26 protein-coding genes, 1 tRNA gene and 1 pseudogene are annotated in these 23,487 nt (G+C 59.8%); 8 read left to right on the forward strand and 20 right to left on the reverse strand.

Annotated features, from left to right (window positions below; translation table 11 throughout):
* Positions 1 to 185: 185 nt before the first annotated feature.
* The 8 genes from J3P85_RS01285 to vapB form a co-directional block, all read right to left on the reverse strand.
* Positions 186 to 1,418, reverse strand: coding sequence for a methyltransferase (locus J3P85_RS01285; RefSeq protein WP_434706308.1), 1,233 nt, complete (start codon positions 1,416 to 1,418; stop codon positions 186 to 188).
* Complete coding sequence (locus J3P85_RS01290) at positions 1,399 to 2,088, reverse strand: ABC transporter permease (protein WP_039592683.1); 690 nt, start codon at positions 2,086 to 2,088, stop codon at positions 1,399 to 1,401. The genes J3P85_RS01285 and J3P85_RS01290 overlap by 20 nt, the downstream gene beginning before the upstream one ends.
* On the reverse strand, positions 2,085 to 2,780 hold the full coding sequence (locus J3P85_RS01295; RefSeq protein ID WP_434704632.1) for an ABC transporter permease: 696 nt from the start codon (positions 2,778 to 2,780) through the stop codon (positions 2,085 to 2,087). Before J3P85_RS01295 ends, J3P85_RS01290 begins: the two co-directional genes overlap by 4 nt.
* Positions 2,781 to 2,858: 78 nt before the next feature.
* Positions 2,859 to 3,611 carry an ABC transporter substrate-binding protein gene (locus J3P85_RS01300; RefSeq protein ID WP_434704633.1) on the reverse strand — a complete coding sequence of 251 codons (753 nt, stop codon included), beginning with the start codon at positions 3,609 to 3,611 and terminating at the stop codon, positions 2,859 to 2,861.
* Positions 3,612 to 3,624: 13 nt separating this feature from the next.
* Positions 3,625 to 4,398, reverse strand: a complete 774-nt coding sequence (locus J3P85_RS01305; protein ID WP_014336086.1) for an ABC transporter ATP-binding protein — start codon at positions 4,396 to 4,398, stop codon at positions 3,625 to 3,627.
* A gap of 299 nt (positions 4,399 to 4,697) precedes the next feature.
* On the reverse strand, positions 4,698 to 5,198 hold the full coding sequence (locus J3P85_RS01310) for a hypothetical protein (protein ID WP_434704634.1): 501 nt from the start codon (positions 5,196 to 5,198) through the stop codon (positions 4,698 to 4,700).
* A 175-nt stretch (positions 5,199 to 5,373) separates the two neighbouring features.
* A complete protein-coding gene (vapC, locus tag J3P85_RS01315; protein WP_434704635.1) occupies positions 5,374 to 5,793 on the reverse strand; it encodes a type II toxin-antitoxin system tRNA(fMet)-specific endonuclease VapC in 420 nt (139 codons plus the stop codon).
* On the reverse strand, positions 5,793 to 6,023 hold the full coding sequence (vapB, locus tag J3P85_RS01320; RefSeq protein ID WP_058546214.1) for a type II toxin-antitoxin system VapB family antitoxin: 231 nt from the start codon (positions 6,021 to 6,023) through the stop codon (positions 5,793 to 5,795). Before vapB ends, vapC begins: the two co-directional genes overlap by 1 nt.
* 182 nt (positions 6,024 to 6,205) lie before the next feature.
* Here vapB and J3P85_RS01325 point away from each other — a divergent pair, with 182 nt between their 5' ends.
* Complete coding sequence (locus tag J3P85_RS01325; RefSeq protein ID WP_434704636.1) at positions 6,206 to 6,655, forward strand: carboxypeptidase regulatory-like domain-containing protein; 450 nt, start codon at positions 6,206 to 6,208, stop codon at positions 6,653 to 6,655.
* 9 nt (positions 6,656 to 6,664) lie between these two features.
* Here the strand turns inward: J3P85_RS01325 and J3P85_RS01330 are convergent, their stop codons facing one another.
* The 9 genes and pseudogenes from J3P85_RS01330 to J3P85_RS01370 all read right to left on the reverse strand — a co-directional run bounded on the left by J3P85_RS01330 (position 6,665) and on the right by J3P85_RS01370 (position 13,214).
* Positions 6,665 to 7,111, reverse strand: a complete 447-nt coding sequence (locus tag J3P85_RS01330; RefSeq protein ID WP_434704638.1) for a hypothetical protein — start codon at positions 7,109 to 7,111, stop codon at positions 6,665 to 6,667.
* Between the two features lie 40 nt (positions 7,112 to 7,151).
* A pseudogene (locus tag J3P85_RS01335) lies at positions 7,152 to 7,276 on the reverse strand (ATP-binding protein); the annotation flags it as partial.
* 2 nt (positions 7,277 to 7,278) lie between these two features.
* On the reverse strand, positions 7,279 to 8,337 hold the full coding sequence (locus J3P85_RS01340) for a PDDEXK nuclease domain-containing protein (RefSeq protein ID WP_434704639.1): 1,059 nt from the start codon (positions 8,335 to 8,337) through the stop codon (positions 7,279 to 7,281).
* Positions 8,338 to 8,557: 220 nt separating this feature from the next.
* Entirely contained in the window at positions 8,558 to 8,965 is a 408-nt protein-coding gene (locus tag J3P85_RS01345) for a hypothetical protein (protein WP_434704640.1), read from the reverse strand.
* Between the two features lie 61 nt (positions 8,966 to 9,026).
* Positions 9,027 to 9,356, reverse strand: coding sequence for a DHCW motif cupin fold protein (locus tag J3P85_RS01350; RefSeq protein WP_186707254.1), 330 nt, complete (start codon positions 9,354 to 9,356; stop codon positions 9,027 to 9,029).
* Between the two features lie 115 nt (positions 9,357 to 9,471).
* Positions 9,472 to 9,547, reverse strand: a tRNA-Phe gene (locus J3P85_RS01355).
* 102 nt (positions 9,548 to 9,649) lie between these two features.
* On the reverse strand, positions 9,650 to 9,922 hold the full coding sequence (locus J3P85_RS01360; RefSeq protein WP_434704642.1) for an oxidative damage protection protein: 273 nt from the start codon (positions 9,920 to 9,922) through the stop codon (positions 9,650 to 9,652).
* Positions 9,919 to 10,986, reverse strand: coding sequence for an A/G-specific adenine glycosylase (mutY, locus tag J3P85_RS01365; protein WP_186707252.1), 1,068 nt, complete (start codon positions 10,984 to 10,986; stop codon positions 9,919 to 9,921). Before mutY ends, J3P85_RS01360 begins: the two co-directional genes overlap by 4 nt.
* The gene (locus J3P85_RS01370) at positions 10,983 to 13,214 is read right to left on the reverse strand and encodes an AsmA family protein (protein ID WP_434704643.1); all 2,232 of its coding nucleotides are present in this window, start codon (positions 13,212 to 13,214) and stop codon (positions 10,983 to 10,985) included. The genes mutY and J3P85_RS01370 overlap by 4 nt, the downstream gene beginning before the upstream one ends.
* 386 nt (positions 13,215 to 13,600) lie before the next feature.
* On the opposite strand from J3P85_RS01370, the gene J3P85_RS01375 reads away from it, so the two are divergent.
* The 6 genes from J3P85_RS01375 to hisF all read left to right on the forward strand — a co-directional run bounded on the left by J3P85_RS01375 (position 13,601) and on the right by hisF (position 18,598).
* Complete coding sequence (locus J3P85_RS01375; RefSeq protein WP_434704645.1) at positions 13,601 to 15,262, forward strand: OFA family MFS transporter; 1,662 nt, start codon at positions 13,601 to 13,603, stop codon at positions 15,260 to 15,262.
* A 290-nt stretch (positions 15,263 to 15,552) separates the two neighbouring features.
* Positions 15,553 to 16,146 carry an imidazoleglycerol-phosphate dehydratase HisB gene (hisB, locus tag J3P85_RS01380; protein ID WP_003186751.1) on the forward strand — a complete coding sequence of 198 codons (594 nt, stop codon included), beginning with the start codon at positions 15,553 to 15,555 and terminating at the stop codon, positions 16,144 to 16,146.
* The gene (gene hisH, locus J3P85_RS01385) at positions 16,146 to 16,784 is read left to right on the forward strand and encodes an imidazole glycerol phosphate synthase subunit HisH (protein WP_186707248.1); all 639 of its coding nucleotides are present in this window, start codon (positions 16,146 to 16,148) and stop codon (positions 16,782 to 16,784) included. The genes hisB and hisH overlap by 1 nt, the downstream gene beginning before the upstream one ends.
* Entirely contained in the window at positions 16,784 to 17,038 is a 255-nt protein-coding gene (locus tag J3P85_RS01390; protein WP_030141479.1) for a DUF2164 domain-containing protein, read from the forward strand. The genes hisH and J3P85_RS01390 overlap by 1 nt, the downstream gene beginning before the upstream one ends.
* A gap of 42 nt (positions 17,039 to 17,080) precedes the next feature.
* The gene (hisA, locus tag J3P85_RS01395) at positions 17,081 to 17,818 is read left to right on the forward strand and encodes a 1-(5-phosphoribosyl)-5-[(5-phosphoribosylamino)methylideneamino]imidazole-4-carboxamide isomerase (protein ID WP_014336098.1); all 738 of its coding nucleotides are present in this window, start codon (positions 17,081 to 17,083) and stop codon (positions 17,816 to 17,818) included.
* A 9-nt stretch (positions 17,819 to 17,827) separates the two neighbouring features.
* Positions 17,828 to 18,598, forward strand: coding sequence for an imidazole glycerol phosphate synthase subunit HisF (hisF, locus tag J3P85_RS01400; RefSeq protein WP_186613228.1), 771 nt, complete (start codon positions 17,828 to 17,830; stop codon positions 18,596 to 18,598).
* 31 nt (positions 18,599 to 18,629) lie between these two features.
* On the opposite strand, the gene J3P85_RS01405 is transcribed toward hisF, so the two are convergent.
* Positions 18,630 to 20,129, reverse strand: coding sequence for a trypsin-like serine peptidase (locus J3P85_RS01405; protein ID WP_434704646.1), 1,500 nt, complete (start codon positions 20,127 to 20,129; stop codon positions 18,630 to 18,632).
* A gap of 205 nt (positions 20,130 to 20,334) precedes the next feature.
* Here J3P85_RS01405 and J3P85_RS01410 point away from each other — a divergent pair, with 205 nt between their 5' ends.
* Positions 20,335 to 21,090 (forward strand): substrate-binding periplasmic protein, encoded by a 756-nt coding sequence (locus J3P85_RS01410; protein ID WP_434704647.1) that lies wholly within the window; start codon positions 20,335 to 20,337, stop codon positions 21,088 to 21,090.
* A gap of 272 nt (positions 21,091 to 21,362) precedes the next feature.
* Here the strand turns inward: J3P85_RS01410 and J3P85_RS01415 are convergent, their stop codons facing one another.
* The gene (locus tag J3P85_RS01415; protein WP_411386236.1) at positions 21,363 to 22,142 is read right to left on the reverse strand and encodes a divergent polysaccharide deacetylase family protein; all 780 of its coding nucleotides are present in this window, start codon (positions 22,140 to 22,142) and stop codon (positions 21,363 to 21,365) included.
* Between the two features lies 1 nt (position 22,143).
* Entirely contained in the window at positions 22,144 to 23,469 is a 1,326-nt protein-coding gene (locus tag J3P85_RS01420; protein ID WP_434572961.1) for a S41 family peptidase, read from the reverse strand.
* Positions 23,470 to 23,487: the final 18 nt, after the last annotated feature.

Raw genomic sequence — 23,487 nt, forward strand, 5'->3', positions numbered from 1 at the left:
GCTGGATGACGCGCAGGGTATCTTGCGATTTTGTGACCGCTTTCGCGTTTCGTCGCAAATGCCTGTTTTCATGGTTTTTTATCCATATGAACAAAAAATGACCAATGCTGATTCGGTCAGGAAATCACGGATTTCTTGGATTCGAGTTTATTTCATCAACAGAGTTATCCACAGGCTGTTTCGTCTCAGTAACGTTCTGCCAGCAACAGCAGATTGCGCGGCGTCAGTGGGGTTTCGCAGAAGGTGCCGAGGTGAACGTCGTAGCCCTTTTGCGTGAGGAAAAGGGCTCGGTCCAGGACCAGCCAAAGCTCCAGTGGCCGTCGGAAAAGGCCTCGCAGCAACTCCAGGTTGCGCACCTCGGCCAGGCGCTGGTGACCTGCTGCTTCCAGAGCGACCCAATCAGGCGTGCCGACTGTGGATAAGTCTTTCATGGCCGCCAGATCGGTGCAGTACTGGGCGAAGGATTTTTCCAGCCAGGCGCTGGGCAACGACGGGGTGGGCAGGTAGTCATCGCACCCTCTGATCTGCCGTTGCAGGAGGTCGAAACCCAGGCGCCAGGCCATCGATTGGTCCCGCTGTCTTCTTACACGCGCGCCAGCGGTGACGGTTTCGGTCTGCGGCAGGCCGAGATCGTCGAGTGATAGCTGTAGGGCAGAGACTTTGGCAGCGTCGGACAGTGCTTGATAGCGCTCGCTGCTGATGCGGTTGTAACAGCATGGCGCGATAGCCAGTTGTGCACAGCCAGCGGCGCTGGCCAGGTGCATCAGGCGCACATGCAGGTCGCCGCAGGCATGCAGGGCCACGGGGGTGTGTTCCGGATGCAGTGCCTGGGCCGCGTCCGCCGCGAGCACATCTTGTTGCCGGTGCGTGGCGGGCAGGTGATGGCGCTGGCTCAACAATTGGCCGCTGGCGACCAGTGCGGGGTCGTACTCCAGGCAGGTCAGTTGCTGCTCATCGTGCAGCAGGCGTCGACCGAGGTGGCCTTTGCCGGCGCACCAATCGAGCCAGTGGCTCGGAGGGGTGGTGAAGCGCAGGCGGCTGGCGAAGGCTTCGATCTGTTGCCATTTGCGCCCGGGCACGTCGACGTTCAGGCGATGGCTTGGCGCTTTGAGCGTGCTGGCGGGTAATGCTGCGACAGCGCTCAACGCGTGAGACGTAGCGGCCAGTTCCGGAAAGGGCGCTGGTGCGTCTTCCATCAACCATGGCTGGTGATGATCGTTTTCCGCAGCTTCCAGCGATCGCTGTCGTAGCCATTGGGCCAATTCCGGGTGGGATGTTTCCCAAGGCAGATGCAGATGGGTGAACGGACGTGGTTTCCACAGTGCCTGGTGCGCTGTGAGAAAAACCTCCAGCGCCGTGAAGCGGGCGAGCAGTGCCTCGCCCGTCAGAACGCCGCTGTCAGCGTCCTTGGCAGGCATCGACACGCAACCAGCGTTCCAGTTGCTTGAAACCTTGAACCAGGACGAAGGACATCAGCAGGTAGAACATGCCCGCCGCGAAGAAGATCTCCACCGGCATATAGGTCCGGGCAATGATGGTGCGGGCCATGCCGGTGAGTTCCAGCAGGGTCACGGTGCTCGCCAGGGCGCTGGCCTTGAGCATCAGGATCACTTCGTTGCTATAGGCCGGCAGACCGATGCGCGCGGCGCGGGGCAGCATGATGTAGAACAGCGCCTTGGGCCGCGACATGCCCAGGGCCCGCGCGGCTTCGATCTCGCCACGGGGGATGGCCTGGATCGCGCCGCGCAGGATCTCGGCGATGTAGGCGGCCGTGTGCAGGGTCATGGTGGCCGTGGCGCACCAGAACGGATCCCGCAGGTACGGCCACAGCGCACTGCTGCGCACGGCATCGAATTGCGCCAGGCCGTAGTAGACCAGGAACAGCTGGACCAACAGCGGCGTGCCTCGGAAAAAGAAGATGTAGGCGTAGGGTAACGCCCGCACTTGCCACAGGCGTGAAGAGCGAGCGATGCCCAGTGGAATCGCCAGCAGCAGCCCGGCGATCACGGCGATGGCCACCAACTCCAGGGTCAGCGTCGCGCCCTGGGCCAGCTTCGGCAGCCACTTGATGATGACGTCCCAGTTCATTGGGTGCTCCTGGTAAATCCACGGGCGGCGCGTCGTTCCAGCAGGTGCATGCCGATCATGGCGAGCACCGTCAGGCCCAGGTACATGAAGGCTGCGACCATATAGAAGGTGAACGGTTGCTTGGACACGGTCACGCCGATTTGCGCATGACGCATGATTTCTTCCAGACCGATCACCGAGACCAGCGCGGTGTCCTTCATCAGGATCATGAAGAGGTTGCCCAGGCCGGGCAGGGCGATGCGCCACATCTGCGGCATAATCAACCGGGTGAAGATCCGCCACTTCGACAGGCCCAGGGCGACGCCGGCCTCTCGATGGCCCTTGGGAATCGCCAGGATCGCGCCGCGAAACACTTCGGTGGCGTAGGCGCCAAAGCACAGGCCCAGGGCAATGACCCCGGCGGCGAAGGCGTCGAGGGCGAGGTCGGGGTTGCCGAAATACTCACCCAGGGCACGCATCAGGTTGACGGTGCCGAAATAGATCAGCAGTACCCAGAGTAATTCCGGGACGCCGCGAACCAGTGTCGAATAGGTGCCGCCCAGCCATTGCAGCGGCTTGTGCGGCGAGGTCTTGGCCAAGGCGCCTAGAAGGCCGAGCACCAGCCCCAGGCAGAGGGCTGTGAGCGCTAACTTGACGGTCATCAGCGCGCCAGCGGCGAGCGCCGGGCCGAATCCGTAGAGATCGATCATCATGGGTAAGAATTCATATCGCGGCAGGCTTTGCTAAGGGCCGGCGCTGCCAGGCAGCTGCGCCGGCCAGGCACGTCAGTATCAATAGATGCTGAACGGGAAGTACTTGTCGTTGATCTTTTTATAGGTGCCGTCGGCCACGATTTCTTTCAAGGCAGCGTTCAGCTTGTCGCGCAGCGGATCACCCTTGCGCACGGCGATACCAATCTTGTCGCTTTCCACCACCGGGTCGCCCTTGAATTCATAATCACGGCCAGCATCGGTTTTCAGCCAGTCGTAGTTCACGTATTTGTCCGCCAGGATCGCGTCGACGCGGCCGGAGGTCAGGTCCAGGTAGGCGTTATCCTGGGTGTCGTAAAGCTTGGTGGTGATGTCGCTGCCCATTTCATCTTCCAGCCAGGTGCCGGCGAGGGTGGAGCGTTGTGCCCCGATGACCTTGCCGTTGAGTGAGGCTTTATCGGTTTTGAAGTCGACATTTTTTGGCGCGATGAATTGCAGTTTGTTGGAGTAGTACGGGTCGGTGAAGTCCACGGCCTGCTTGCGTTCTTCAGTGATCGACAGCGACGAGACCAGGAAGTCGAACTTCTTGGCGTTCAGGGCCGGGATGATGCCGTCCCAGTCGGAAGTGACCACTTCGCACTCGACTTTCATCTTGGCGCACAGGGCATCGCCGATGTCTTTATCGAACCCCACGACCTGGCCGCTGGCGTCCTTGTTGTTGAACGGCGGATAGGCTGCTTCGATGCCCATCTTCAGCTTTTCGGCTGCCATGGCGCTGGCCGAAAAGACCAGGCTGGCCGCTGCGGCCAGGAGGAATTTCTTGTAGGTCTGCATGTGTACTGCTCCGTTAGCGGTTGCTGGACATGAATTGTTTGCAGCGCGCCGAAAGCGGGTTCTCGAAGACCTGCTGTGGCGATCCTTGCTCCTCGACCAGGCCTTGATGAAGAAACACGACTTCGCTGGAAACTTGACGGGCGAAGCCCATTTCATGGGTGACCAGCAGCATGGTGCGTCCTTCTTCGGCCAGGGCGCGGATCACACTAAGTACTTCCTGGACCATTTCCGGGTCAAGGGCGGAGGTGGGTTCGTCGAACAGAATCACCTTGGGCTGCATCGCCAGGGTGCGGGCGATGGCGGCGCGTTGTTGCTGGCCGCCGGACAGCTCGGCCGGGTAGGCGTGGCGTTTGTCGGCGATACCGACCTTGGCCAGCAGCGCTTCGGCCACTTCGACGGCTTCGGCCTTGCTCTGGCCAAGCACCCGGCGCGGGGCTTCGATGATGTTATCGAGCACGCTCATGTGCGGCCAAAGGTTGAAGTTCTGGAAGACAAAACCGATCTCGCTGCGCAGGCGATTGATCTGTTTGCCGTCGGCGGCCACCAGTTCACCGTTTTTCGCGGCCTTGAGCTTGAGCTCTTCGCCAGCCACCAGGATCTGGCCCTGGTTGGGGTTTTCCAGCAGGTTGATGCAACGCAGGAATGTGGACTTGCCGGACCCGGAGGATCCGAGGATCGAGATCACATCGCCGTCGCGGGCGGTCAGCGAGACGCCCTTGAGCACCTCCAGCTGTCCGTAGCGTTTGTGCAAATTGCGAATTTCAAGCGCGGGCGTGGCCTGGGCCATGTGCGGTCCTCATGGTATGTGCTCCTTGCTGTTGGCAGCCTTCCTTGGCGAGGCGGCCAAGCTAGCATGCGTCCGAATGGCCGCCAACAGCGCGACGGGCGGTAAACCGGTGATGTGCGGCAGGTTGTCGCATCGGCACAGCAGACTGTCGCGCCATCAACAACCGAACGGCCGTTTGAACCTTGTTTACCGGTGAAAGGCCCGGGGAGTCGCGTAAAAAAAGGCGCGATGGTGCCAGCTTTGGGCGGGGGTTGGAAGGGTTAACCGGATGAGCGTTGCCGCAATCAAAGTCCGGTGGGTTATTCGGGAGCGTCCTTCAGATCCCACAGTATTCTGAGAACCTCTTTGAAGCTGGCTTGTGCAGTTACGAAATCTGCCTGTACTTCAGGGCTGTGAAGCCAATCCTCCGCTGCTTCCTGGTCGATATCGTCAGCCCACTTTCGGTAAGCGACCAAGGTATTCTCGGTCAGAATCTGGACCGCCATGGTTTCGTTTTCAGCATTTTCGTTATCCAGCAGCTCGGGCTGTTCATTGGTCATGGCAAAAAGTAATCCCATCATCCTGACCATCATGTCGATGCGCCCCGCCTCTTCTTCGGCGTCTTTCATCTCATAAAACAGCGACAGGAAGTCTCTGGGGCGTTCTGCGAATTCATCCTGCAGGGCATCCAGGAAGTAGGGATCGTCGTATTCGGGAAGATCAAACGTGGTGGCAGCAGGCTTTGTACGACTGATGCGTATTTGCTTGGCTTTTGCTTTTGCACGCTTGGCGCGTTTTTGTTGCTTGTTCGCGGAGGCCATGGGCGTGGTTCCGTTACTCATTAAAGAAAAGTGGCCATAAAACCTGTGGGAGCGAGCTTGCTCGCGATAGCGGCAGAAAAGCCAACGCAGATGTGAAGTTGATGGCCTCATCGTGAGCAAGCTCACTCCCACAGGGGCTCGATGGAGCTGTGTTTCTAACTTCAAACCACCGAAGTTACAACCCCCGCTTCGGCGCAGTGGTCCAATCCTCGATGCGCAGTCCCGGGACTCTTTCGAATTCTTTCAGGTTATTTGTGACCACGATCAGTCCGAGGGAACGGGCATGGCCGGCAATCATCTGGTCGTAGGGGCCGATTGGTCTGCCAATCTTTGCCAACTCTGCACGGATCATTCCGGTATGTGCTGCAGCCTCATAACCAAAAGGTAAAACCTCAAGTCGGGCACAGAACCCTTCGATGACGCCGAGATTTTTCTCTGGGGCGGATGATTTTTCTGCACCGTAGATCAACTCCATCAGCGTGACGGCGCTGATGCAGAGCTGGCCGTGATGACGATTGAAGGCTTCTCTAACAATCTGGGGTTTGTTCTTGATGGTGAAGATACAGACGTTGGTATCGAGCATGAATTTGATCATCAGAAAGACTCGCGCTCCTGATCGGCAGGCTGCTCACGCTCTGCCATGAAGTCTGCTGTCGCGCTATCGCCATCGAACCAGCTATCCCACGCTTCGCCGGCCGGTGTAATGATGCGCGCTCTGCCTATGGCGATCACATCTACACGCTTTACGTCGCTTGGCATCGCCACTGCTTTGGGGAGCCGGACCGCTTGGCTGCGGTTGCTCATGAAAAGGGTGGTTTGTTCCATGTGCAGTCCTCCATTAAATGCAGTGGGAAGCATAGGACAGTGAAGGGATATGTCAATGGGATATACCGGCTGCAGAAATGATCTCGTCCTAACCCATAGTCCCAATCGATCTAAACCTTAAAGCGCACCTGTGCTCCAACAAAAACTCATGTGAGTTGTTTCCAGAACCTGGAGTCCTCGCCATGAAGCTCATTCATTATGTTGTATTACCTTTCATCGCCATCAGCATCCTGCTGTTCCCCATCGCGCTCAACGCCACCAACCTCGCCCCTGTAGACAACGCAGGTGTGCAGGTCCAGCCCATGCAGTACAAAGGCATAACCTATCTGTCCGGCGGCATCGGCGAGGACGAAGCCCGGGCCATCGAGCAGGCCCAGGGTTACAACCTGCATATGACCTTTGCGATCGGCCCGGAAAACAAATACGTCCCGGATGTGGACGTGACCGTGCAGAACGCATCGGGACAAACATTGCTGACCCTCAGCGATGCAGGGCCGCTGGTTTATGTGCAACTGCCGCCAGGCAAGTACAACGTGGTGGCGACCCGTAATGGTGAAGCGCGGCGCGACACGGCTGAGGTAGGCAGCGGGGCCGCGCGCAAACTGGTGTTCCACTGGAACAGTGACGAATAGCCGGCGGGCTTATTCGCTGGCCGGCTCTTCCAGGGTTTGGCGATAGCGGTCCAGCGCCTCGCTGAAGTCCTTGATGAACTCCGGTGTGCTGAGCCAGCGCTGGGCGGTCTCGCGGTCTATCTCATCGACCCACATGCGGTAGTCCACCAGCATGTCGGCGGCCAGGTTGGTCGCCGCCATGCTTTCGTTTTCGGCGTTTTTCAGGTCGAGCAGACCCGGGCGTTCGATGATCATTTCGCTAACGTTTGCCAGCAGCGTATCGAGCATTTCACTGCGGCTGATGGCCTCGGCGTCGCGCAGCTTGGCGAACAGCTCCAGCACGTAGGCCGGTGGCTGGGCGGTGGCGTGGGCCGGGTCGCCATACATCGGGATCGATTTGCGCCCGGTCATGCGGATTTGCTTGGCTTTGTCTTTGGCGCGCTTGGCGCGTTTTTGCTGTTTGTTCAATGAGGCCATTGGGCTTCGGTTTCCAATTCGTTAGGGGACGGTGCGCGGCTCAGTCGATTTTAGGCACGGTAAAGCGGAATTCGCTGCCTGGCCTGGCTGGCTTTCGGCGTGCAGTTTACCGCCATGGGCCTGGACAATCCCCTTGGAAATGTACAATCCCAGCCCGGCGCCGGCTTTTATTCCTTGAAGTCACTGCGCCCGATTGCCCCTTCCTCAAGGCGTGCCTGTTCGCGATCCAGCGCGTTGCGCAGCTCTTCTTCAGTGGGGAGCACCAATTGATACTGGCTGGCGAATAGCTGTTCATTGCCCTGCAATACGGAATAACGCACCACCGACTCATCCTTTTGAGCGCAGAGAATGATGCCCACGGTAGGTTTGTCGTCGGGGCCGCGCTTGAGGTCATCGTAGAGACGCACATACATATCCATCTGGCCGATGTCCTGGTGGCTGAGCTCGCCGCGCTTGAGATCGACGATCACAAAGCACTTGAGCAGGTAGTTGTAGAAGACCAGGTCGATGTAGAAGTCTTTGCTTTCGGTGCTGATGCGCTGTTGGCGTGCGACGAAGGCGAAGCCTTTTCCCAGTTCCAGAAGGAAGCCTTGTAGCTGGTCGATCAAGGCCTGTTCGAGATCGGTTTCCAGCAGCATGCCGGTATTGGGTAGCCCCAGGAACTCAAGGACCACCGGATCCCTGACGATGTCCCTGGGACCGAAATCCAGTTTCTCAAGATTGATGGCCGCTTCCTGCTCGACCGCAGGTCGGTCGCGACTTGCCAGGAGACGTTCGTAATAGAGCGTGCCGATCTGGCGTTCCAGCGCGCGGGTGGACCAGTTTTGAGTGACGGCTTCGTTCATGTACCAGTGACGGGCGGTATCGTGATCTACGCGAAAAAGCGTGCGGTAATGGGTCCAGCTCAATTCGGTACGCACTGCGTTCCAAATTGGGAACTTCTGATAAAAATCTCGCATGTGCCGCAGGTTACGTTCATCAAATCCCTTCCCAAACCGCACCGTCAGCACCTTCGCCAGCGACGGTAGCAACCTTGCGCCGTAAGCCGCCCGTTCGGCGCCGCCCTGTTCGAACTCGATGATATGCCGGCCGATCTGCCAGCAGGTTTGTACCTGGAGCGTATCGACGGCTCGCAGGACCTTCTGGCGAGCCTGACGAATCAGCTCGCCGAGTTCGTTGATCAAGGGGGCGAGCTGTGGGTCATCCTGGGGCAGCAGTGGCGTCATCGCAGTGTCCAGCCATTGAGAGGGGCGGACCGGAAGGATGCTCCAGGCGACGTTTCGATGATGCCGGACGGGGCTGATTGCTTGGAAGGAAAAATAACTGATTTATGCAGGACGGGTATGACGCCGTCCTATGTCCGTTGGCCTTGGCTTGTAGGAGCTATCCCCCCAGCCTGTCAGCCACTGCGAACCCCATCGGCACAAAGTGTTTAACGGGCGAGAATCAGACCTTACCTTGCGCCAGAGCCTGGGAGGCGGCCACATAATCAGCCTGGAATTGCTTGCTCTCCACCCAGTCCAGCGCAGTCTGCTCATCGACACCCGTGGTCAGGCGGCGATATTCGATCAAGGCGGTAATGATGAAGTCAGTGGCTTCTTCCTCACCTTCCTGCTCCAGCACCAACTCCAGCAGTGGATGCCCCAGGAAGGCCGTGCACATGGCCTGTTGGCTGACTTTCTCGGCAGCGTCCATCAGTTGGAACAGGTCCGATAAGTCCACGGTCTCCAGGTCGATGCGCTCATCGTTCGGGTCGAGGAAGTCATTCGGCGCAGTGGCACGCTTAACCCGGTTCTGCTTGGCTTTCGCCTTGGCGCGCTGGTTTCGTTTCTGCTGTTTGTTGACCGATGACATAGTCGGATTCCTGATGGATAAGGGCATCTATCCTACAGCTTCAACGCAGACGCTTCGAATCTCAATCCACGATGAACAGCGTAGCCCCTGATGAGGTGGAAGACCGATGGGGCTCGGCTTGGTCGGCGACCTGGTAGCTCATGCCGGCCTTGAGCAAAAATTGCCGACCGTCTTCGAGTTCAGTATTGAGCTCGCCCTTGAGGCAAAACAGGATATGGCCCTTGGTGCACCAATGGTCGGCCAGGTAACCGGCTGTGTATTCCACCATCCGTACCCGAATATGCCCGAATTGCCGCGTGCGCCAATAAGCGGTTCCGGTGATGCCCTTGTGCTCGGTGGGTTCGATAGTTGACCAATCGGTGGTGCCGAAGGGAATGCCGGTGATGTCCATGTCGACTCGCTTGCTGGAGGGGAGCGGACGAATGTAGCTGAGTCGTTAAGGCTGAGGAAGAAAATCCAGGCAATAAAAAACCCCGATCAATTGCTTGATCGAGGTTTTCGGTATTTGGTGCCCAGAGACGGAATCGAACCGCCGACACGGGGATTTTCAATCCCCTGCTCTACCGACTGAGCTATCTGGGCAACGGGGCGCATTAAACGGGTTTTTCAGGGGGGCGTCAAGCAAGTTTTCAAAAAATATTTAATTATTACCGTCGCTTACGATCCGCCCCCACGCTGAACAGCTTATTCGGACGGCGGTACGTAGCCTTCGGCCTTGGCGTATTCTTCGCCGGAAAAGAACTTGTCCATCTCGCCCTGAAGGTATTTGCGATCTTCGGCGTTCATCATGTTCAGGCGCTTTTCGTTGATCAGCAGGGTCTGGTGTTTCTGCCAGTCGCTCCAGGCCTTGGCCGAGACGTTATCGTAGATGTCCTGGCCCTTGGCGCCCGGGAATGGAGCACGTTCCAGGCCTTCCAGTTGTTCTTTGTACTTTCGGCACATGATGGTGCGGGTCATTGCAACTCTCCTGCGTTCATTACGGCGGCCGCGCGTTCGAGCAAGGTTTTGACCGGGGCGGCAAGGCCCAGGCGCGGCGGGGTGGCGAGGTTATACCAGAGCCAGTCGGCCTCGGCCACGTGATGGCCGGTTTCCCGGACCCGGACCAGCCAGGGTTCGATCGCCAACTGGAAGTGGCTGAAGGTGTGCACCAGGCCTGGCATTTCGTGTTGGCTGCCCAATTCCAGCGAGTGTTGCAGGGCCAGGTGCTGCAAGTCATCGAGGTCGTCGAGTTCCGGCAGGCTCCACAGCCCGCCCCACAGTCCGGTGGACGGGCGACGGTAAAGCAGGATTGCGCCCTCGTGGTTGGCCAGCATGGGCATCAAGGTGCGCTTTTTTGGCACCTCCTTGCGCGGCTTGGGGATCGGGTAGCGGGTTTCCAGGCCCAGCATGTGGGCCTCGCAGCCTTGCTTGAGCGGGCAGAGCAGGCAACTGGGCTTGCTGCGGGTGCAGAGCGTGGCGCCCAGGTCCATCATCGCCTGGGTGTAGGCGTTGACCCGGTCTTGTGGGGTGAAGCGCTCGGCGGTGGCCCAGAGCTGTTTCGCTACCTTGGGTTCGCCTGGGTAGCCCTCTTGGGCGGTGAAGCGCGCCAGCACCCGCTTGACATTGCCATCGAGGATCGGCGCCCGCAGGCCCATGCTGATGCTGGCAATGGCGCCGGCGGTGGACAGGCCGATGCCCGGCAACTCGGTGAGTTTTTCCACGTCTCGGGGGAATTCGCCGCCGTACTGCTCGACGACAATTTTCGCGGTCTTCTGCAAGTTGCGTGCACGGGTGTAGTAACCCAGCCCGGTCCACAGGTGCAGCACTTCGTCCTCCGGCGCGGCGGCCAAGGCTTGAACGGTGGGCAGCGAGGCCATGAACCGGTCGAAGTAATTGAGCACGGTACTGACCTGGGTCTGCTGCAACATGATTTCCGAGACCCACACCCGATAGGGCGAGATGTCTTGTTGCCAGGGCAAATCGTGACGCCCGTGGCGGTCGAACCAATCCAGGACGGCCGTGGAAAACTGCTCGGCTCTCATCGCTTGAACAGCCCCTTGAGCGCATCTTTCAGTTCGGGGCTGACCTTGTCGCCGAGCTTCTCATCGATCTTGTCGCCGAGCCGGTCGCCGGCCAGCTTCGCCGCGACCTTGCCCAGCCCGTCGTTTTCCAGGCGGCAGGCCTTCGCCCCCAGCTCCAGGGGACCGCGGCAGCGCAACGGCCATTCGACATCGACGTAGCGCTCGTTGACCTGGCAGGCCGGGTCGGGCATGTCGCTCTTGTCGCCTTCGACGATGACGCCGACACGGTAGTCCATGCCCAGCACTCGCAAGTCGATATCACCGTTGCCGTTGACGGTCATGCCGGGGATGCGGACTTTCAGGTCCGGGTTGTGGGCAACGCCATTGTTGAAGGTGAGATTGCCGTTGAGTTGCTGGAACGGCGTGTCCTTGCCCCGGGGTTCGCCGCTGAGGGACTTGCGATTGAGGGTGGCGATGCCTTTGCACAATTGCTGTTCGAGGTTGGCATTGAGCAGCACGCCATCGTTGATGACGAACCCGGCGTTGCCGTTGAGGCTGTCGATCAGGGCCTTCTGGCTATTGCCATTGGCGGTGATTGCGCTGTTGAGCGTGACCAGGCCCTTGACCGGCGGATTCTTGCCCTGGCTTTCGATGATCTTCTCGGCGGGGACCCGGTTGATGCGGGTTTGCAGGCTCAACTGTGGCGTAGGCTGACGCACATCCAGGGTGCCCTTGGTTTCGAAGTTGCCGCTGTACAGGTCACCCCGCAGATTCTCCAGGGTCAGCAGGCCACCCAGGCCGGTGGCCTTGAGCGCGGCGTTCTCGATCGGCAGTTTATCGAGGGTCAGTTGCCCGAAGGTCAGGTCGGCATCGAGGTCCAGCTTGCCCAGGCGCTCCACCGGAAACAGCCGATCGTTACTCCAGGCACCCTGGGTCGGAGCGCTCGGCAACGGTGTGCTGCCGGCACCGGCCATGGCGCTGGCTTCGGTGTTGCTGACTTCAGCCTCACGGGCCGCCTTGGAACTGTCGGCTTCGGCGGATTTTGGTGGCAGGTAGCGGTCGACGTTGAAAGTGTCGGCCTTGAGCTGCACGCGCAGGGCTTGTTTGGCAAAGTCTGCCACGGCGATACGACCGCTGAAGTGGCTGTCGTCGAGCTTCAAGTTGATGTCGTTGAATTCGACGCTGCTTGGCGTGCCGGCAATGCGGCTGGCCAATTCGACCTTGCTCAGGCTGCCTTCGGCCATGGCCGGGAGTGTCTGGCCGACGCTGTCGACGAACTTCGCCAGGTCGAACTGGGCGATCGATATTCCACCATTCAATTGCGGGCTCTTGTCGAGGTCGTTGACCTTCAGCTCACCGAGGGCGCGCAGTTGGTTGAGCGACAGCTTGATGCCGGTCCATTCGGCGACATTGGCCGCCTTGTCCAGGAACAGTTGCCCTTGGGCGGCGAAGTTCAGGGTCTTGCCCTGCAACGGGTCGCCGGTGGCTTCGCCGGACAGTTTCAGGTCTTCGAACTTGTAGCGCTGCAAGGCGCGCTCGAAGCGCAATTCGCCGGTCACTTCGGTGCGTACGCGCACGGCCGGCTGGTTGCTGGACAGGAATGCAGTCAGGGTCACCGGAATATTGGTGGAGTCGTGGACCGGGCCGGTGCTCAGTTGGATGCTTTCGGCGGTGAACAGCTTGCCGGTCTGCTCGTCGGTATATTCGACCCGGGCGTTGTTCACGGTCAGGCTGTCGATGTCCAGGCGGGTCGGCTGGGCAGGTTTTTCTGCCGGGGTGCTAGCAGGCGGGGCTGGCTGTTCGGCCGGCGTCGGTGCCGGGGTGTTCGCCGTCGTCGCGGAGGCCGGCGCTTTACCGATGTCTTCCCAGTTTCCGTGACCGTTCTTGTCACGGTTGAGCCGCAGGTTCAGGCCTTCGACGCGCACATCGCTCATCTGCACTTCCCGGCGCAGCAGCGGGATGACCCGGACCGAAAGACCGAGCATCTGCAGGTCGGCGAAAGGTTGGGTTGGATTGGCCAAGGTCGCGACGCTGGCGTCGTGCAACTCCAGGCCCAGCCATGGAAACAGGCTCCAGCCGATATCGCCATTGAGGGTCAGCTCGATGTGGGCCTTGTCGCGGGCTATCTGGCGGATCTCTTCTTTGTAGTCGTTGGGATCGAACAGGTGGGTCAGGGCAAAGCCCAGGGCCACAATGATCAGCAACAGCCCGAGAAGTACCAGACCCAGGATTTTGCCGAACGCTTTCATGGGCGAATCCTTGTAGGTTGAGTTCAAAATTTAGCCGCGAGTATAACGCCCCGAGTTGGTGGCGCGTTGAGTGATCGTTCTTCCGGCAGGCCTGCCGAACAAAGACCCATGGGGACGGGGCTGGTTTCAGCCGCGGAAAAAATAAATCGTTAGTCCCCTACAGAAAGCGAGCAAGCGTGCGATAAGACAGATGGCACGAAAAAGGTGATATCACTTTGGTTTTTCTGCCGCGAGCAAATGGTAACCTTTGCCCGTTCGTCCGTCCTTCTGCGACGTGATGTCGCACACTATGGAGCTTCACCAGAAAATACAGCCATGCCTGCGTGCAATGAAGGCTGAGGGTGATGCGTGGCTGACGAACCATTCCAATAACTGGGGGATACACAATGAGCACGAGCATCACGGCGGACGGCGTCGCCGACCAGCCAGCGTTCCTCTCCAAGGAACGCATCATCGCCAAGCCGGGTTTCAACCGGTGGCTGGTTCCACCGGCCGCGTTGGCCATTCACCTGTGCATAGGCATGGCCTACGGCTTCTCGGTGTTCTGGTTGCCACTGTCCAAAGCCTTGGGGATTACCAAGCCTGTGGCCTGTGCACCGGATATGAGCTTCATCTCGCAAGTCTTTTCGTCCCAATGTGACTGGCCGATCTCGATGCTCGGCTGGATCTACACCCTGTTCTTCATCTTCCTGGGCTGCTCGGCAGCGATCTGGGGCGGCTGGCTGGAACACGCCGGGCCACGCAAGGCCGGCGTTGTATCGGCCTTGTGCTGGTGCGGTGGCCTGCTGATTTCCGCGCTGGGTATCTATACCCATCAGATCTGGCTGATGTGGGTCGGTTCCGGGGTGATCGGCGGTATCGGCCTGGGCCTGGGCTACATCTCGCCAGTGTCCACGCTGATCAAGTGGTTCCCGGACAAGCGCGGCATGGCGACCGGCATGGCGATCATGGGCTTCGGCGGTGGTGCGATGGTCGGTGCTCCGCTGGCTGCGGCGCTGATGAGTCATTTCGCTTCGCCGACGGGCGTGGGCGTCTGGCAGAGCTTCCTGGTCATGGCCGCGATCTACTTCGTGTTCATGATCGGTGGCGCCTTGTCGTACCGCGTGCCGCCGACTGGCTGGAAGCCTGAAGGCTGGACCCCGGCACCGAAGAAAGCCGCGAACGCGATGATCACCCATCGCCACGTTCACGTGAATGTCGCCTGGAAAACCCCGCAGTTCCGTCTCGTATGGCTGGTGCTGTGCCTGAACGTATCCGCCGGTATCGGCATCCTCGGCATGGCTTCGCCATTGTTGCAGGAAGTGTTCGGCGGCAAGCTGCTGGGCAATGACCTGCCGTTCGGTCAGTTGGACGCAGTGCAACTGGGCCAGATCGCGGCCATCGCGGCCGGCTTCACCGGTCTGTTGAGCCTGTTCAACATCGGCGGTCGGTTCTTCTGGGCCTCGTTCTCGGATTACCTGGGTCGTAAAAATACCTATTTCGTGTTTTTCGCCCTGGGCTTTGCCCTGTACGCGCTGATCCCGAACCTCGGCCACCTGGGCAGCGTCGCGCTGTTCGTGGCGGCGTTCTGCATCATCCTGTCGATGTACGGCGGCGGTTTCGCCACCGTGCCAGCCTACCTGGCGGACCTGTTCGGTACGCAAATGGTTGGCGCAATCCACGGTCGTCTCCTGACTGCCTGGGCTGCTGCAGGCGTTCTGGGTCCGGTACTGGTGAACTACCTGCGTGAATATCAGCTGAGCATCGGCGTTGAACGTGCCGCGGCCTATGACATCACCTTGTATATCCTTGCCGGCCTGCTGGTGCTGGGCTTCCTGTGCAACCTGCTGGTCCGTCCGGTCGCCGACAAGTACTTCATGACCGACGCCGAACTGGCCGCCGAACAGGCGCTGGGCCATGACAAGGGCGCCGACAGCACCACTTCGCTGGAATGGAAAGCCGCACCGGGCACCAAGCCCCTGGCGATCGCCGCCTGGCTGGTGGTGGGCATTCCGTTGGCGTGGGGTGTGTGGGTGACCCTGCAGAAGACGGCGGTGTTGTTCCGCTAAGCGACAATATGGATAGGCCCGAATCCATTGGAGACGGGCCAACCTTGTGGGAGCGAGCTTGCTCGCGATGGGGGCGTGTCGGTCGACATCATTGTCTGCTGACCCACCGCTATCGCGAGCAAGCTCGCTCCCACAGTCGTTTTGGGTGACGGCACAGACTTGTACGCACATGTCTAGCACCGACAGCCCGGGCTTCAGCCCGTCAGTGATGTCACCTCTTTTGTTTCTGTTTGCCGCTCGCGCCCCTATAATGGCTGCCTTTTTCGCCCAATGATTTTGCGGAGCTGGTGATGGCCGAACGTAAGGCGTCTGTCGAGCGCGACACTCTGGAAACCCAGATCAAAGCCTCGATCAACCTGGATGGCACCGGTAAGGCCCGGTTTGATATCGGTGTGCCCTTTCTTGAGCACATGCTGGACCAGATCGCCCGTCACGGGCTGATCGACCTGGACATCGTCAGCAAGGGCGACCTGCATATCGACGACCACCACACGGTGGAAGACGTCGGTATCACCTTGGGCCAGGCCTTTACCAAGGCCATCGGCGACAAGAAGGGCATCCGCCGCTACGGCCATGCCTACGTGCCGCTCGATGAAGCGCTGTCGCGCGTGGTCATCGACTTCTCCGGCCGCCCTGGCCTGCAAATGCATGTGCCCTATACCCGTGCCACCGTCGGCGGCTTCGACGTTGACCTGTTCCAGGAATTCTTCCAGGGCTTCGTCAACCACGCCAACGTGACCCTGCACATCGACAACCTGCGCGGGCACAACACCCACCACCAGATCGAAACCGTGTTCAAGGCGTTCGGCCGCGCGCTGCGCATGGCTGTGGAGCTCGACGACCGCATGGCCGGCCAGATGCCTTCCACCAAGGGCGTCCTGTAATGCAGACGGTCGCGGTTATCGACTATGGCATGGGCAACCTGCACTCGGTGGCCAAGGCCCTCGAGCACGTGGGCGCCGGCAAGGTGCTGATCACCAGCGATGCCGACGTGATTCGCGAAGCCGACCGGGTGGTATTCCCCGGCGTCGGGGCGATTCGTGATTGCATGGCCGAGATTCGTCGCCTGGGCTTCGACAAGCTGGTGCACGAAGTCAGCCTGGACCGTCCATTCCTCGGTATTTGCGTGGGCATGCAGGCCTTGCTCGATCGCAGTGAAGAGAACGACGGTGTCGATTGCATTTCGCTGTTTCCAGGCCAGGTGAAGTTCTTTGGCAAGGGCCTGCATGAAGACGGCGAGCACTTGAAAGTCCCGCACATGGGCTGGAACGAAGTGAAGCAGGCGGTGGATCACCCGCTGTGGCACAACATTCCGGACCTGGCGCGTTTCTACTTCGTGCACAGCTACTACATCGCCGCCGGCAATGCGCGGCAGGTGGTGGGCAGCGGTCACTATGGCGTCGATTTCGCCGCGGCCCTGGCCGACGGTTCGCGCTTCGCCGTGCAATTCCACCCGGAGAAGAGCCATACCCATGGCCTGCAACTGTTGCAGAACTTCGCGGCGTGGGACGGGCGCTGGTAATGGCCCGCAAGAAACCGCCGATCCTCACCCTCACGCCCGAGCAGGAGAGTGAAGCGAACCGCAAGATCCAGCGGTTCATGGAGGAACGTTTCGAGCTGGACCTGGGCTCGTTCGAGGCGGCGGAAATTCTTGACCTGTTTACCCGCGAAATTGCTCCGCACTATTACAACAGGGCGATTTTCGATGTGCAGGCGCACCTTAAAGAAAGGTTCGAAAGCATTGAAAGCGACTTGTGGGCGCTCGAGAAAAACTGATTCCCGAGCCAAGCTGAATACTCGTATTTAAGGGTTTGCCAGATGCTGATTATCCCCGCTATCGATCTCAAGGACGGCGCTTGCGTACGTCTGCGCCAGGGCCGTATGGAAGACTCCACGGTGTTTTCCGATGACCCGGTGAGCATGGCTGCCAAGTGGGTGGAAGGCGGCTGCCGTCGCCTGCATCTGGTCGACCTCAACGGCGCCTTCGAAGGGCAACCGGTCAATGGCGAAGTGGTCACGGCCATCGCCAAGCGCTATCCGAACCTGCCGATCCAGATCGGCGGCGGCATTCGCTCGCTGGAAACCATCGAGCACTACGTCAAGGCTGGCGTGAGCTACGTGATCATCGGCACCAAGGCTGTGAAAGATCCGGCTTTCGTCGCCGAAGCCTGTCGCGCGTTTCCTGGCAAAATCATCGTTGGCCTGGATGCCAAGGACGGTTTCGTCGCCACTGATGGCTGGGCTGAAATCAGCACCGTGCAGGTCATCGATCTGGCCAAGCAGTTTGAAGCCGATGGAGTATCCTCGATCGTTTATACCGACATCGCCAAAGACGGCATGATGCAGGGCTGCAACGTGCCGTTCACCGCGGCGCTGGCCGCTGCCACCAAGATCCCGGTGATCGCGTCCGGTGGTATCCATAACCTGGGTGACATCAAGTCGCTGCTCGACGCCAAGGCGCCGGGCATCATCGGCGCAATCACCGGCCGTGCGATCTATGAAGGCACCCTCGACGTCGCTGAAGCGCAAGCTTTCTGCGATTCGTACAAAGGCTGAGGACTGACCATGGCGCTGGCCAAACGCATCATCCCTTGCCTGGACGTGGACAACGGCCGGGTGGTCAAGGGCGTCAAGTTCGAGAACATCCGTGATGCCGGCGACCCGGTGGAAATCGCCCGTCGCTACGACGAACAGGGTGCGGACGAGATTACTTTCCTCGACATCACGGCCAGCGTCGATGGCCGCGATACCACGCTGCATACCGTCGAGCGCATGGCCAGCCAGGTGTTCATCCCGCTGACCGTAGGCGGTGGCGTGCGCACCGTGCAGGACATCCGCAACCTGCTCAATGCCGGGGCGGACAAGGTGTCCATCAATACTGCCGCAGTGTTCAATCCGGAATTCGTCGGCGAAGCGGCCCAGCATTTCGGCTCGCAGTGCATCGTCGTGGCCATCGACGCGAAGAAGGTCTCCGGCCCGGGCGAAACCCCGCGCTGGGAAATCTTCACCCACGGCGGGCGCAAACCCACGGGCCTGGACGCCGTCGAGTGGGCGAAGAAGATGGAAGGCCTCGGGGCGGGTGAAATCCTGCTGACCAGCATGGACCAGGACGGCATGAAAAACGGCTTCGACCTCGGTGTCACCCGTGCCATCAGCGATGCCCTGGGCATTCCAGTCATCGCTTCCGGCGGTGTTGGCAACCTGCAGCATCTGGCCGACGGCATTCTTGAAGGTCACGCCAGTGCGGTATTGGCGGCGAGTATTTTCCACTTCGGCGAGTACACGGTGCCGGAAGCCAAGGCTTATATGGCGCAGCGCGGTATCTGCATTCGGTAGGTACCTTCATCGAAAACAGCTCGGTGCCCTGTCAGGGTGTCGGGCTGGTGTCTTGCCGGCTCGTGGTAGAACTCAGCAGGTCTTCCCTGGGCTTGGATGCCTGACCCATTTTGTCGTAAGCGATGCTGCAGAACCTCTGCGGCAGTTCTTCGTTTATCAACAAGTAGCCTTTCTGGTTATAGGGTTCGTAGTCTTCCGCTTCAGTGCAATCCGTAGTTTCCAGCGGGCCGAACTTGACGGTGTAGGTATGGTATTGATCCTCGGACTGTTCCAGCGCCACTCCGATGCCTGCGTAGATTGACAAGTTCGGCTGGGCTGTCGGAACGCCGTCCAGGATTTCTACCGGCAGCGAAAGGGTAGTGAGTGGCTCTGCCGGTCCCGAGGAGTCAACACCAATAATGCATAGGAAATAGAAGCCTGGCTGAGTGCCGATATCAGTGTCTATAAACGCGTCGACCGAGCTGGTTGGATCGCTATAGTTGTGGCCGCTTTCGCAGTGCTTTGCGGCACGAACTGTCTTGTGGCGATAGAAGGCAGTGCTGATATTGAAGCGGTAGTTCCAAGTCGGGATTGCTGTCGTCCCGTCGGGTTGTTTTACCACCCGCTGATACCTCGCCGGGCTATTGGCTTCCAGGTCCACGGAAAATGACGGGTAGAGTGCGCAAGATGACGTCACGTCCTTGACCAGATGGCCTTGCACGAAGCACCCGTTGAGAAAAGCCGTCGCAGTTCCATAGCGGTTGTCAGGGATTGATTCATAGCCACTGTCGGTGCGCACACAAGGCGCATGCCATTCGCATGGAGCGAAGCCGTCAGGTGGGGTGGCGGTATTCAGCACACCGACAATCTCGTTGGAGTAACGATCAAGGATTGGGCCTCCTTCACTGCCTCCCGTCAGATCCTTGCAATGATTCATCACGTTGTTTCGCCATACAAACTGACCTTTGACGATCTCCTCGGCGGATTGCAATGTACACGCGGCCATGCGCAACGTGGTCTTTGGAAAACCCAGCGAGGCACCGACAGTCAATACATCAGTTCCATCACTCGGGTGACCCTGGGCCAGTTTCAAAGGTGTTATACCGGCCTTGATGAGTTCCTGAAGGCTGACGTCCAATTCAATAATGGAAATATTGCTACCGTGCATACTTCGCCAGGCCACTTTTTTTACCGGGTAGGTCTGGAATACCACGGTGTCGGCGAAATAGCTGAAATAGATGTGGCCGCTTATGGGGGTGTCCGTCATGTTGCTTTGATCGATTTGCCTCGTGCAGAAACCCGTAGTGACCACATAGGCGGGGGTTGGTCCGACGACAGTGGAATCCAAGGTGTCGAGCAGGGTCGCGGTGCAATAACTGTCGGTATACAGCCGGCCGATACCCCGCCAGTGGTCATATTTGCCATCCGCATTTTCCAGGACCCTGGACCCTGCAAAATTTTCCAAGCCATCGCCATAGTCCTTGCTGTGGGCACTGCCATGCAAAACCGACATGCACAGTGCGGCGATTAACGGAAAAGAGATCAATTTCATAAAAACGCTTCCTCTGGTGATTGAATGAACCGGTAAGGCCGGTGAACTTCAATTAACCAGAGCGCGACTGTGGGTTGGCGGTAACTAATTACCTCACCCTTGAAGGCTGGGATCTCTAGCCTGAAAGGTTGTGCAGGTGAAGACCGTAGACACGATTGCGGCCCTGAGGCACTCTTGGCTCGCCATGGATCTTCGGTAGTCAGACATGTTCAGACGTTTGGTTTTCGTCCTTGCCGGCACCGTGCTGTTGTTTATCAACGGGGCGCAGGCGCAAGAACATCGCGACGTCGGCGTGGTATTGCTGACGGAAAATTTTCCGCCATACAACATGGCCATCAACGGCAAGAATTTCGCCCAGAACGAAAACATCCATGGCATCGCCGTGGACATCGTGCGCGAAATATTCAAGCGCGCCGATATTTCCTACAGTCTGACGCTGCGTTTCCCTTGGGAGCGCATCTACAAACTCGCCCTGGAAAATCCGGGCTACGGTGTGTTTGTCATGGCGCGGTTGCCGGAGCGTGAAAAGCTGTTCAAATGGGTTGGCCCCATCGGTCCGGACGACTGGATCTTGCTCGCCAAGGCAGACAGCAAGATCACCCTCGACTCGCTGGAGCAGGCGCGCCAATACAAGATCGGTGCCTACAAGGGCGACGCGATCGCCGAGACGTTGGCCAAGCAAGGGCTGAAGCCGATGGTCGTGCTGCGGGATCAGGACAATGCCCGCAAGCTGGTCAATGGCCAGATCGACCTGTGGGCCACCGGCGACCCGGCCGGCCGTTACCTGGCGCGTCAGGAAGGGGTGAGCGATCTCAAGACTGTGCTGCGATTCAACAGTGCCGAGTTGTACCTGGCGTTGAACAAGGACGTGCCTGACGACGTGGTGGCCCGGCTGCAAAAGGCCTTGGATGAGCTGCGCAAGGAAGGTGAAGTGGACGCGATCATGGCGCGGTATCTCTAAGGGTTTTACTCGCCGTGCGGCCGCCATCGTCGGATCGCCGCCCGGAGCAAGCTCGCTCCCACAAGGTTGCCAGGGTGTTCACAGATGCGGTGCCCGCCATAGATCCCCTGTGGGAGCGAGCTTGCTCGCGAAAGCGGTGGATCAGCTTGTAGAGATGTTGGATGTGCTGGCCCATCGCGAGCAAGCTCGCTCCCACAAGGTCAACCGGTTGTTCACAGATGCGGTGCCCGCCACAGGCCCCCTGTGGGAGGGAGCTTGCTCGCGATGGGCTGCTACCGATAAACCCCATCTTTCCCATGCCCAACCATCGCCCGGTTGCTGCGCAGGCTGATCATCGACTTGATGTCGATCCATTCGATGCCCTGGGCCTTGAGCTTGGGCAGTTCGCGTTCGAGCACGGCCAGGGTCTGCGGGTAGGGATGACCGATCATCACGGCCGAGCCTTGCCGGCGGGCCAGGTCAATGGCGATCTGGAGCTGGCCGGCTATGGCCGCTTCGGTGCGCTCGTCATCCAGGAACACATCCCGCGACACACTGGCGAGGCCGATCTTCTGCGCTTCGGCGGCGGCGACGGTCTGGGCGCTGGTGCGGCTGTCGACGAAAAACTTGTGACGCTGCTGCAAATTCGCCATCAGCCAGGCCATGGCCTGGGGTTGGGCGGTCATGCGGCTGCCCATGTGGTTGTTGATCCCGCTGGTATAGGGCACGGCGGCGAACGCGGCGTCCAGGCGTTTGCCCAGTTCTTCGATGGGCAGTTCCGGATGCCAGGCGAATGGCCCGGTGGCCGGGTCCATGGGCATGTGGAGCATGACCAGCTTGCCGGCGCGATGGGCTTCGCGGGCGAATTCGGCGGCATGGGGCGTGTCGGGCATGATTGCGGCGGTGACCGGGCCGGGGAGGGCCAATACCCGGCGATCCCGAGGCAGGTTTTGCCCCAGGTCGTCGATGATCAGGCTCAGGTACGCCTTGTGCGGCGAAGAAGGTGTGGCGGGGGCCGCGTTAACGGCCCCCGCCAGCAGGCACAGCAGGACGAAGGTAAACCGCAGGACCATCTCAGCGGCCGGACGTGATGTTCAACCCCTTGAGCAAGCTCAAGGCCTGGGCCAATTGATAGTCGTCGTCCTGCGGCATTGGCTTGGCCTTGGCGCCGGAGCCGGTCGGTTTGTCGGCGCCGCCGTTGCCATTGCCCAAGTGACCTTGCAGGTCGGCTTCCTTGAAGTATTCGCTATCCGCCTCGCTAGTGATCTTGGCCTTGCGCACTTCGATGTCCGGGACGATGCCCTGGGCCTGGATGGAGCGGCCGTTAGGCGTGAAGTACAGCGCGGTGGTGATCTTCAGGGCGCGCTCGTTGTTCAGTGGCAACACGGTCTGCACCGAGCCCTTGCCGAAGCTGGTGGTGCCCATGACCACGCCGCGTTTCTGGTCCTGCAGGGCACCGGCGACGATTTCCGAGGCCGAGGCGCTGCCGCCATTGATCAGCACCACCAGTGGCACGGCTTCGCTCAAATCGTTGCCAGTGGCCGAGAAACGTAGCTCGGAATTGGCGATGCGCCCCTTGGTGTAGACGATCAGGCCCTTGGTGATGAAGTGATCCACCACTTCCACGGCCGATTGCAGCACGCCGCCAGGGTTGTTGCGCAGGTCCAGGACCAGGCCGTTGAGTTTCTTGCCGTTGTCCTTGCGCAGCTTGGCCAGGGACTTGGCGACTTCTTCGCCGGTCTTGACCTGGAATTGGGTGATGCGGATATAGCCGTAGCCCGATTCCAGCAACTGGCTCTTCACGCTCTTGACCTGGATGACCGCGCGGGTGAGCGTCACGTCGAACGGCGTGCCGCCGTCGCGTACCAGGGTCAGGGTGATCTTCTGGCCAATCTTGCCGCGCATCTTGTCCACGGCTTCGGTCATGCTCTGGCCGCGGGTCGGTTGGCCGTTGATCTTGACGATGAAGTCACCAGCCTGGATGCCAGCCTTCGAGGCTGGCGTGTCGTCGATCGGCGACACGACCTTGACGAAACCGTCTTCGCTGCCGACTTCGATGCCCAGGCCGCCGAACTCGCCGCTGGTGCTTTCCTGCAACTCGGCAAAATCCTCCGGCCCCAGGTAGGCCGAGTGCGGGTCAAGATTGCTGAGCATGCCTTTGATGGCGTTCTCCAGCAGCATCTTGTCATCCACGGGCTCGACATAGGCGGCCTTGATCCGGTCCATGACCTCGGCAAAGGTGCGCAGTTCGTCCAGCGGCAGCGGCGCCTTGGTGGTCGCTGCGGTGGCGGCGGTGGCGGCGGGTGCCGATGGGGCCGGTTCGGCGGCAAAAGCCAGGGGCGCACCGATCACGAGGGCGATCGTCAGGGCCAGCGAGGTGAGGCGGGACAAATGCAGCATGTCGAACGAACTCCTTAA

The sequence above is a fragment of the Pseudomonas sp. Z1-12 genome, assembly GCF_051132015.1.
GTDB classification, from domain to species: domain Bacteria; phylum Pseudomonadota; class Gammaproteobacteria; order Pseudomonadales; family Pseudomonadaceae; genus Aquipseudomonas; species Aquipseudomonas zanjanensis.

Coding starts and splice junctions, on each gene's coding strand:
- J3P85_RS01325 (WP_434704636.1), top strand. CDS start 6,206: ATGAAGCTCATTCATTATGTTGTATTACCTTTCATCGCCATCAGCATC.
- J3P85_RS01350 (WP_186707254.1), bottom strand. CDS start 9,356: ATGGACATCACCGGCATTCCCTTCGGCACCACCGATTGGTCAACTATC.
- J3P85_RS01375 (WP_434704645.1), top strand. CDS start 13,601: ATGAGCACGAGCATCACGGCGGACGGCGTCGCCGACCAGCCAGCGTTC.
- J3P85_RS01420 (WP_434572961.1), bottom strand. CDS start 23,469: ATGCTGCATTTGTCCCGCCTCACCTCGCTGGCCCTGACGATCGCCCTC.
- J3P85_RS01330 (WP_434704638.1), bottom strand. CDS start 7,111: ATGGCCTCATTGAACAAACAGCAAAAACGCGCCAAGCGCGCCAAAGAC.
- J3P85_RS01295 (WP_434704632.1), bottom strand. CDS start 2,780: ATGATGATCGATCTCTACGGATTCGGCCCGGCGCTCGCCGCTGGCGCG.
- vapC (WP_434704635.1), bottom strand. CDS start 5,793: ATGATCAAATTCATGCTCGATACCAACGTCTGTATCTTCACCATCAAG.
- mutY (WP_186707252.1), bottom strand. CDS start 10,986: ATGAGAGCCGAGCAGTTTTCCACGGCCGTCCTGGATTGGTTCGACCGC.
- J3P85_RS01290 (WP_039592683.1), bottom strand. CDS start 2,088: ATGAACTGGGACGTCATCATCAAGTGGCTGCCGAAGCTGGCCCAGGGC.
- hisF (WP_186613228.1), top strand. CDS start 17,828: ATGGCGCTGGCCAAACGCATCATCCCTTGCCTGGACGTGGACAACGGC.
- J3P85_RS01405 (WP_434704646.1), bottom strand. CDS start 20,129: ATGAAATTGATCTCTTTTCCGTTAATCGCCGCACTGTGCATGTCGGTT.
- vapB (WP_058546214.1), bottom strand. CDS start 6,023: ATGGAACAAACCACCCTTTTCATGAGCAACCGCAGCCAAGCGGTCCGG.
- J3P85_RS01310 (WP_434704634.1), bottom strand. CDS start 5,198: ATGGCCTCCGCGAACAAGCAACAAAAACGCGCCAAGCGTGCAAAAGCA.
- J3P85_RS01345 (WP_434704640.1), bottom strand. CDS start 8,965: ATGTCATCGGTCAACAAACAGCAGAAACGAAACCAGCGCGCCAAGGCG.
- J3P85_RS01340 (WP_434704639.1), bottom strand. CDS start 8,337: ATGACGCCACTGCTGCCCCAGGATGACCCACAGCTCGCCCCCTTGATC.
- J3P85_RS01285 (WP_434706308.1), bottom strand. CDS start 1,418: ATGCCTGCCAAGGACGCTGACAGCGGCGTTCTGACGGGCGAGGCACTG.
- hisA (WP_014336098.1), top strand. CDS start 17,081: ATGCTGATTATCCCCGCTATCGATCTCAAGGACGGCGCTTGCGTACGT.
- J3P85_RS01300 (WP_434704633.1), bottom strand. CDS start 3,611: ATGCAGACCTACAAGAAATTCCTCCTGGCCGCAGCGGCCAGCCTGGTC.
- J3P85_RS01415 (WP_411386236.1), bottom strand. CDS start 22,142: ATGGTCCTGCGGTTTACCTTCGTCCTGCTGTGCCTGCTGGCGGGGGCC.
- hisB (WP_003186751.1), top strand. CDS start 15,553: ATGGCCGAACGTAAGGCGTCTGTCGAGCGCGACACTCTGGAAACCCAG.
- J3P85_RS01370 (WP_434704643.1), bottom strand. CDS start 13,214: ATGAAAGCGTTCGGCAAAATCCTGGGTCTGGTACTTCTCGGGCTGTTG.
- hisH (WP_186707248.1), top strand. CDS start 16,146: ATGCAGACGGTCGCGGTTATCGACTATGGCATGGGCAACCTGCACTCG.
- J3P85_RS01410 (WP_434704647.1), top strand. CDS start 20,335: ATGTTCAGACGTTTGGTTTTCGTCCTTGCCGGCACCGTGCTGTTGTTT.
- J3P85_RS01360 (WP_434704642.1), bottom strand. CDS start 9,922: ATGACCCGCACCATCATGTGCCGAAAGTACAAAGAACAACTGGAAGGC.
- J3P85_RS01305 (WP_014336086.1), bottom strand. CDS start 4,398: ATGGCCCAGGCCACGCCCGCGCTTGAAATTCGCAATTTGCACAAACGC.
- J3P85_RS01390 (WP_030141479.1), top strand. CDS start 16,784: ATGGCCCGCAAGAAACCGCCGATCCTCACCCTCACGCCCGAGCAGGAG.